Annotated in this window: 7 protein-coding genes, 1 other RNA gene and 1 pseudogene; 7 read left to right on the plus strand and 2 right to left on the minus strand. The window is 59.7% G+C overall.

Annotated features, from left to right (window positions below):
• The coding region (dnaX, locus tag ACRXB1_RS23995; RefSeq protein WP_449493450.1) for a DNA polymerase III subunit gamma/tau at positions 1-1,129 on the minus strand (1,129 nt) is incomplete at its 3' end.
• Positions 1,130-1,328: 199 nt separating this feature from the next.
• Positions 1,329-1,427: signal recognition particle sRNA small type (ffs, locus tag ACRXB1_RS24000), an RNA gene on the minus strand.
• Positions 1,428-1,797: 370 nt separating this feature from the next.
• On the opposite strand from ffs, the gene trxA reads away from it, so the two are divergent.
• From trxA to ACRXB1_RS24035, 7 genes and pseudogenes are all read left to right on the plus strand, one after another.
• Positions 1,798-2,124: a thioredoxin TrxA gene (gene trxA, locus ACRXB1_RS24005; RefSeq protein ID WP_031356443.1), complete on the plus strand. Its 327-nt coding sequence runs from the start codon at positions 1,798-1,800 to the stop codon at positions 2,122-2,124.
• A gap of 334 nt (positions 2,125-2,458) precedes the next feature.
• Positions 2,459-3,724, plus strand: a complete 1,266-nt coding sequence (gene rho, locus ACRXB1_RS24010) for a transcription termination factor Rho (RefSeq protein ID WP_056363952.1) — start codon at positions 2,459-2,461, stop codon at positions 3,722-3,724.
• A 160-nt stretch (positions 3,725-3,884) separates the two neighbouring features.
• Positions 3,885-4,364 (plus strand): MerR family transcriptional regulator, encoded by a 480-nt coding sequence (locus tag ACRXB1_RS24015; RefSeq protein WP_449493451.1) that lies wholly within the window; start codon positions 3,885-3,887, stop codon positions 4,362-4,364.
• On the plus strand, positions 4,364-5,911 hold the full coding sequence (locus tag ACRXB1_RS24020) for an MFS transporter (RefSeq protein WP_449493452.1): 1,548 nt from the start codon (positions 4,364-4,366) through the stop codon (positions 5,909-5,911). Before ACRXB1_RS24015 ends, ACRXB1_RS24020 begins: the two co-directional genes overlap by 1 nt.
• A 24-nt stretch (positions 5,912-5,935) precedes the next feature.
• On the plus strand, positions 5,936-6,760 hold the full coding sequence (locus tag ACRXB1_RS24025; protein WP_449493453.1) for a M90 family metallopeptidase: 825 nt from the start codon (positions 5,936-5,938) through the stop codon (positions 6,758-6,760).
• 164 nt (positions 6,761-6,924) lie between these two features.
• Entirely contained in the window at positions 6,925-7,179 is a 255-nt protein-coding gene (locus tag ACRXB1_RS24030; protein ID WP_056363961.1) for a type B 50S ribosomal protein L31, read from the plus strand.
• A gap of 256 nt (positions 7,180-7,435) precedes the next feature.
• Positions 7,436-8,092, plus strand: a pseudogene (locus ACRXB1_RS24035) (ArnT family glycosyltransferase); the annotation flags it as partial.
• Positions 8,093-8,221: the final 129 nt, after the last annotated feature.

Here is an 8,221-nt window from a genome sequence, read left to right on the forward strand (position 1 = left end):
TCGCAGCCTTGACACGCGCGCCGCCGCCCCCTCCTCCCGGACCACCCGCTGGTTCGAACGCCAGCATCCGCAGCAGCGTCATGGTGAACCCGGCGTATTCATCGGGCGCGAGACCCAGTTCACCACGCCCGATGGTCGCGATCTGATAGAACAGTTGCACGTGCTCGGCGCTGAGGGCATCGGCAAAACGGCGGATATCGCCGGCCTCCGGCCATTCATCGAGCACCGATGCCGGCGCAAACTGCGCCCATGCAACCTTGTGCAGCAATCCGGCAAGATCCTGCAGCGCCGTGGAAAACGACAGGCTGCGCAACGCCATTTCGTCCGCGATAGCCAGCACGCCCGGCCCGTCGCCGATCGCGAGCGTATCGAGCAAACGGATCAGATAACTCTGGTCGAGCGCGCCGAGCATTCCGCGCACGGCTTCCTCGGTCACCTGGTTCGCCGAGTATGCGATGGCCTGGTCAGTGAGAGAAAGCGCGTCACGCATGCTGCCGTCAGCCGCACGCGACAACAACCGCAACGCCTGCGCCTCGTAAGGGATTTTTTCCTCGCCCAGCACGTGTTCCAGATGACCGACAATATGTCCCGCCGGCATCTGCTTCAAGTTGAACTGGAGACAGCGCGAGAGCACGGTAACCGGGATCTTTTGCGGATCGGTGGTGGCGAGGATGAACTTGACGTGTGCGGGCGGCTCTTCCAGCGTCTTCAACATGGCGTTGAATGCGTGGTTCGTGAGCATGTGCACTTCGTCGATCATGTAGACCTTGAAACGCGCATCGACCGGGGCGTACACGGCACGCTCGAGGAGCGCCGCCATCTCGTCCACGCCACGATTGCTGGCCGCGTCCATCTCCACATAATCGACAAAGCGTCCCTCGTCGATTTCCTTGCACGCCCGGCACACGCCGCACGGCGTTGAGGTCACGCCGGTCTCGCAATTGAGCGCCTTGGCGAAGATACGGGACAGCGTCGTCTTGCCGACACCGCGCGTTCCTGTGAACAGATAAGCGTGATGCAGCCGCCCGCCGTCGAGTGCGTGCGTGAGCGCGCGCACCACGTGCTCCTGGCCGACGAGCGAGGCGAAAGATTTGGGGCGCCACTTGCGTGCGAGAACTTGATAGGTCATGCCGAAATTGTATCAGCAACGTCAAGAGCCCAAAGCGTTTCCAAGGCGGTACGGCACGGGCTCGAACAACGTTCGGCGCGCTGCGGGAAACGCATTGAAATGCGATTCAGGCGGCCATACATTTGACGCAAAGGAAGTAAGAGCTGGAGCGAAAGATGCGAGGAAACAGCAGAGATAAAAACAGGGGAGATGAAGCGAAGGTGACGAGCCCGACCCTCGGCACTGGTAGAAAACGGCTGTGGCTGCTTCGTTCCCGACCTGACCAGGTTGACCGCGCCACCATGCGAGGAGGCCCGTCACGCAGAATCATATCAGACTTGGTACGCATTGCGTACCCCCATCCTCAAGCGCCCTTGCGTTCACCCCGTCACCTCATGGCTCGCCGCCCCTTAATCGACGCAGAAAAACCGGCTTGGAGATCTTGAAAAACGCGGGTCCGGGTACATCCTATCGGTACCCGGCAACGGATAGCAAAGTAAGCTAAGATGACATTTTGAAGCACCGGCTAAACACCGTGTGGCGGGCAGAAGCGGCTTACTGGCAACGGTTTCGCGCCCACCCAAGCGAGCGGTTCTACACCCCGCGGCGCGGGAGAACAATTTCCTTGTTTTGGTGTATCGTGGCGAGCATTCAAACGCGGGCCTCGAATTCAGAGAGGTATCTACATAATGAGCGAATCGATCAAACATATTAGCGACGCATCCTTTGACCAGGACGTCACGAAGTCGGATAAACCCGTTCTGCTCGATTTCTGGGCTGAATGGTGCGGTCCCTGCAAGATGATTGCGCCCATCCTCGACGAAGTTGCCAAGGATTATGGCGACCGCCTGCAAATCGCGAAGATCAATGTGGATGAACACCAATCCACCCCCGTGAAGTTCGGTGTGCGCGGCATCCCCACGCTGATCCTCTTCAAGAACGGCGCGGTTGCAGCGCAAAAGGTCGGCGCCTTGTCGAAGTCGCAACTGACAGCGTTTCTGGACAGTAACCTGTGAGATCGAATCCGGGACGCCGGCGTCAGGCAACGTATTCGGCGACCCGGATTCAGCAGCAAGTCTGTATTAGTGCACGGCCTGGCTTCGGTGCCAGGCCACACAAGTGAAAAGCAAGTAAAAGCGATTAGTTGCACCTGTGGGATTCCCGCTAAATGTTGTGCGACCACAACATGCGCGCGTTCCATCGCCACCAGGCCTTTTCGAGGCTCCGTCGGCATGTGCTATGCTAGAATCCTAAGACTGCAAGACCAAGACGGTTTAGGTCCTTGAGCGTTCAGCTCACTTCTCCTCCCAAATTCTCTGTTGTACCTCTTCTCCCTGGCGGGAAATCCGTATGCATTTATCCGAGCTCAAGTCTCAGCACGTCTCCGCATTGATCGAAATGGCCAATGGCCTGGAGATCGAAAACGCCAATCGCCTGCGCAAGCAGGAATTGATGTTCGCGATTCTTAAAAAGCGCGCCAAGACCGGCGACACGATTTTCGGCGACGGCACGCTCGAAGTATTGCCGGACGGCTTCGGCTTCCTCCGCTCACCCGAGACTTCATACCTCGCCAGCACGGACGATATCTACATCAGCCCGTCGCAGATCCGCCGCTTCAACCTGCATACCGGCGACACCATCGAAGGCGAAGTGCGCACCCCGAAAGACGGCGAGCGTTATTTCGCGCTGGTCAAGGTGGACAAGGTCAACGGCCAGGCGCCGGAAGCCTCGAAGCACAAGATCATGTTCGAGAACCTGACGCCGCTGCACCCGAACAAGCCGCTGCCGCTCGAGCGCGAAATGCGCGGAGAGGAAAATGTGACAGGCCGGATCATCGACATGATCTCGCCTATCGGCAAGGGGCAGCGCGGGTTGCTGGTGGCATCGCCGAAATCGGGCAAGACCGTGATGCTGCAGCACATTGCGCACGCCATCAAATCGAACCACCCGGATATCGTGCTGTTCGTGCTGCTGATCGACGAACGCCCGGAAGAAGTGACGGAAATGCAGCGCTCGGTGGTCGGCGAAGTGATCGCCTCCACCTTCGACGAACCCGCCGCGCGCCACGTGCAAGTCGCGGAAATGGTGATCGAAAAGGCCAAGCGCCTGGTCGAAATGAAGCACGACGTGGTCATCCTGCTCGACTCCATCACGCGTCTCGCGCGCGCCTACAACACGGTCGTGCCGGCTTCGGGCAAGGTGCTGACCGGTGGTGTGGATGCCAACGCGCTGCAACGTCCGAAGCGGTTCTTCGGCGCGGCGCGCAATATCGAGGAAGGCGGATCGCTGACCATCATCGGTACGGCACTGATCGAAACCGGCAGCCGCATGGACGACGTGATCTACGAAGAGTTCAAGGGCACCGGCAACATGGAAGTGCATCTGGAACGCCGTCTTGCTGAAAAGCGCGTTTATCCGTCGATCAACCTGAACAAGTCGGGCACGCGCCGCGAAGAACTGCTCATCAAGCCTGACCTGCTCCAAAAGGTCTGGGTGCTGCGCAAGTTCATTCACGACATGGACGAAGTCGAGTCCATGGAATTCCTGCTCGACAAGATCCGCCAGACCAAGAACAACGCTGAATTCTTCGATCTGATGCGCCGCGGCGGTAGTTGAGCCCCGACGGTCCAACCGAACACGAAAGCCGTCCGCATTGCGGGCGGTTTTTTTTCGTCCATCGAGACCCGCACCGGGATTCCCAACGTGTACGTTCACGTTCATGTTGATCTATAATTCAGGGAAACCTTTCTCGCCGGAACGCAAACCGGCCAACGTCATGTCCGAAGAACTTCTGACCGTGCGCGACGCCGCCGAGCGGCTCGGAGTCACGCCCCGCACGCTGAAATACTATGAAGAACGCGGCCTTGTTGTGCCGAGCCGGAGCGAGGGGCGGTATCGGCTATACGGCGCAGACGATCTGGAACGGTTCGGGCGCATTCTCCGGCTTCGCTCGCTCGGATTCTCGCTGCACGGGATTGTCGAGATGCTCAAGCGGCCGCTCGAAAAAACCGAGGCGGGCCACAACCGTTATTCGCCGGATTCGCTGGCCGGAATCAAGAACGGCTTGCAACAGCAACTCGATGCCATCGATACCCGTATCGAAAACGTGCGTCGAGAACTGAAAGAAGCGCAGACCGTACGTGCGGAGTTGCGGCTCGATCTGGATTACGTGGAAGCGCGGCTTGCAGGCCAATCCGCCGAAGCGCTCCTCGAACAACAATCTAAGACGCGCGCCAAACCGGGGAGCAAGAAGTAATGAGCGCGCGGGCGCCGGTATTCGCAGTCGAGCGGCTGCGAGGCGACTTCTTCCCGTGGGTGCTGGCGCTGGTAACCGGCCTGGATTACTTCGATAACGCCATCTTCTCGTTCTTCGCGAGCTACATTGCGGGCGGCATCAATGCATCGCCGGACGAGCTCGTGTGGTCATCGAGTGCTTACGCGGTCGCGGCCGTGCTCGGGATCTTGCAGCAGCAATGGTGGGTCGACCGGCTGGGGCATCGGCGATACGTGGCTGGTTGCATGTTGTTCTACGCGTGCGGCGCGATCCTGTCGGCGCTCACAGAAACCTCGCTGGAACTCATGTTCACACGCGGCCTTCAAGGCTACTTCATCGGTCCGATGATGGGCGCCTGCCGCATCCTGATCCAGATCAGCTTCACGCCGCAAAAACGCGCCGGCGCGACGCGCGCCTTCCTGCTGCTGATCGTGGGCAGCAGCGCGATCGCGCCGTTGTTCGGCGGCTGGCTGGTATCGCATTTCGACTGGCGCGCGTTGTTCGCATGCACGGCGCCGGTGGGTTTCGCGTTCGCGGGCCTTGCGATGCTCGCGTTGCCCGATTCGGGCAATGTTCATCGCGACGAACGCGGCGCCACGTCCTTCTGGCCATATCTGGTGTTTGCGTTCGCCCAGGGCGCATTGCAAATCGTGATGCAACAGGTTCGCTTCGAGCACTTGACCACCTCGCCGACGCTGGTGACGCTGACGGCAGCCGGCATCGGCGCGCTGGTCTGGTTTGCGTGGCATCAGTGGCATCACCCGGCCCCACTCGTTCGCCTTCACGCGCTGCGCGAGCGATCGTTCCAGGTTGGCCTCGTGCTGTACATGCTCTACTACTTCGAGTCCACGGGATTCAGCTATCTGATCTCGCGGTTTCTGGAACAAGGACTGGGGTATCCAGTTCAGAATGCCGGACGGCTCGTGGGGATAACGTCGCTGATATCAGGTTCGGCGCTCTTCCTTTATTTCAAATATACAAAGTACGTCACGCGGAAGAAATGGATCATCGTGCCGGGGTTTGCGATTGCAGCGCTGGTCGGGTGGATGATGACGCGCATGTCGCCGGGCGTGGCACAAATCGATCTCATCCTGCCGATGCTGCTGCGCGGCTTGCTGTTGCTGTTCATCGTGCTGCCGGTGGCGAACCTCACGTTCAAGATCTTCGCCATAGAAGAGTTCACGCATGGCTACCGGCTGAAGAATATCGTGCGGCAGTTGACGCTCTCGTTTGCGACGGCGGCGGTGATCATCGTGGAGCAGCACAGGCAGGCGCTGCATCAATCGCGGCTCGCCGAAGCCGTGAATCCGTACAATCCGGAGTTCCAGAACGCCGCAGCCACGCTCGCGCACGGGTTTGCCGCTGCCGGCCATACGGCCGGTGAGGCTCACGCGCTCGCCCTCGTGACGATTTCCCGTATGGTCACGCAGCAGGCGAGTTTCCTGGCGTCGCTCGATGGCTTTTATTTCCTGATGGGCGTCGCGATTTGCGGTGGTCTGTTCGCGGCATGGCAAAAACAGATTGACTGAATTCGAGAGACTGACACGGACCTCATGGCCAATTTTCTGACCCGGCTGATCGGCGGGAATCGTCGCGAACGGGCGCTGCGCAAGTACGCGATCGATGACGCGCTATGGCAAACCACGCTCGACCGGCTGCCGTTTTTCGGCCATCTTAGTGCCGGCGACCTGGAGCGTCTGCGTGAGAACACGACGCTTTTCATCGCCGAGAAGGAATTTTCGACGGCGCACGATCTGCCGCTGACCGACGCGATGATCGTCTCCATCGCCTTGCAGGCCTGCCTGCCGGTGCTGAACCTGAGCCTGGAGTTGTATCGCGGATGGGTGGGCGTGATCGTGTACCCGGGCGAGTTCGTCATCAAGAAAACGGTCGAGGACGAGGACGGCGTGGTGCATGAGATCGAACACGACGCCAGCGGGGAGGCTTGGGAAGGCGGCCCGGTGGTGTTGTCGTGGGAGGACGCGCAGATGACCGGCGGGGAGGACGCGTACAACGTCGTGATCCATGAGTTCGCGCACAAGATCGACATGCTCAACGGCGAGGCGGATGGACACCCGCCGCTCTACCGCAAATGGCATGCGCCGCTCGATTCCGTGGCCTGGAACGATGTCTTCGATCATGCCTACGACCATTTCTGCGCTCAAGTCGACGCCGTCTCCGACCGCCGATGGAACCGTTTCGAGCGCGAATCCCTGATCGATCCGTACGCGGCCGACCATCCGTCGGAGTTTTTCGCGGTGTGCAGCGAGGCCCTGTTCGTGAAACCGGCGGCCTTCGAACGGGACTATCCCGAGTTGTATCGGCTGCTCGCGCGTTACTACCGGCAAGACCCGGCGAACGTGGGCGCGCTTGCGTAAGCGCTTGGCCAGAGTGCCCCAAAAACATGCCAGGCGACTGATTTTCTGGCATAATCCACGGTTTTCGACCTCAGGCAAGTGGCTCGCGCTCGGGAAAAGTGACAAACGTCATACTGAGCGCACGTTGAGCGGGCTGGCTACCAACAGATACCAAAGGAAAGACCATGAAAGAAGGCATTCACCCGAATTACCGCGAAGTGCTGTTCGTCGACATGTCGAATGATTTCAAATTCATTACGCGTTCGACCATCAACACGCGCGAAACCGGCGAGTTCGAAGGCAAGCAGTACCCGCTGGCAAAGATCGAAGTGTCGTCGGAATCGCATCCGTTCTACACCGGTCAGCAAAAGATCATGGACACGGCCGGCCGTGTCGAGAAGTTCAACAAGAAGTTCGCAGCGTTCTCGTCGAAGAAGTAATTCAGCAGAATTGCAGCACTGAAGAAAGGCAGCGAAAGCTGCCTTTTTTTTCGCTTGAATTTTCGTCGGAAGCCCGTCGTCTACGCACCGCAACGACGCGCGCGACGGCTCCCGTCTACAATGCCGGATTCGTTAAAAATTGCACTAACTAAAAAGTGACGAAAAAGCGTCACGAAAACCGCGCGCTCCCGGGCTTGCCAGCCTTGATCCAGCGCCGCCGCTTCGCCCAATCCGTTCTGTTTCCTGTCGCCACCGCATGCGAAATGTCATCCGTCTGACCGCCTCCGCAACCAGCGCCCTGCCGCGCTGGCTGCTGCTGACCATTTGTATCGTCTATGCGTCGTTTGGCCTGTTCGGCCGCGATCCGTGGAAAAACGAGGACGCGGCAGGTTTCGGCGTGATGTGGACGATGGCCAACGGCAGCGTCAAGGACTGGCTATTGCCGAATCTGGTCGGCAAGGCGCTGACCTCCGACGGCCCGTTCATCTATTGGTTCGGCGCGGGTTTCATTCGCCTGCTGAGCCCTTGGGTCGATGCCAGCAACGCCTCGCGGGTCGTCACCGGCCTGCTCTTTTGTATTGCGTGCGCGTTTGTCTGGTACACGGCGTATTTGCTCGGCCGCCGCGACGAAGCGCAGCCCTTCAAGTACGCGTTCGGCGGCGAACCGGAACCGCGTGACTACGGCCGCACGCTCGCCGACGGCGCCCTGCTCATCTTGCTCGCCTGCTTTGGTCTTGCCGAGCGTGGCCACGAAACCACGCCTCAGCTTGCCCAGTTCGCCGGTACCGCCATGCTCGTGTACGGCCTCGTGCGCAGTTGCGATAAACCCATTCAAGGCGCGCTCATCTGGGGCGCGGCGATCGGCCTTGTCGGTTTGTCGAGCAGTCCGGTGCTGGTGCTTGCACTCCTGATCTAGGATCGCCACGTTTCAAATGCAGCGGCGGCAACACGAATTCCTTCTTCGCCTTGGCATCGCGCGGCGTGAGAATCGCTTCGAGCGGTTCGTACCGGATCACTTCTTCGCTTTTGGCGAGCGCGGCAG

This window comes from Caballeronia sp. M23-90 (assembly GCF_053574605.1).

Bases quoted from the DNA above. Each gene is read 5' to 3' on its own strand.
- trxA (WP_031356443.1), top strand. From the start codon at position 1,798: ATGAGCGAATCGATCAAACATATTAGCGACGCATCCTTTGACCAGGAC.
- rho (WP_056363952.1), top strand. From the start codon at position 2,459: ATGCATTTATCCGAGCTCAAGTCTCAGCACGTCTCCGCATTGATCGAA.
- ACRXB1_RS24015 (WP_449493451.1), top strand. From the start codon at position 3,885: ATGTCCGAAGAACTTCTGACCGTGCGCGACGCCGCCGAGCGGCTCGGA.
- ACRXB1_RS24020 (WP_449493452.1), top strand. From the start codon at position 4,364: ATGAGCGCGCGGGCGCCGGTATTCGCAGTCGAGCGGCTGCGAGGCGAC.
- ACRXB1_RS24025 (WP_449493453.1), top strand. From the start codon at position 5,936: ATGGCCAATTTTCTGACCCGGCTGATCGGCGGGAATCGTCGCGAACGG.
- ACRXB1_RS24030 (WP_056363961.1), top strand. From the start codon at position 6,925: ATGAAAGAAGGCATTCACCCGAATTACCGCGAAGTGCTGTTCGTCGAC.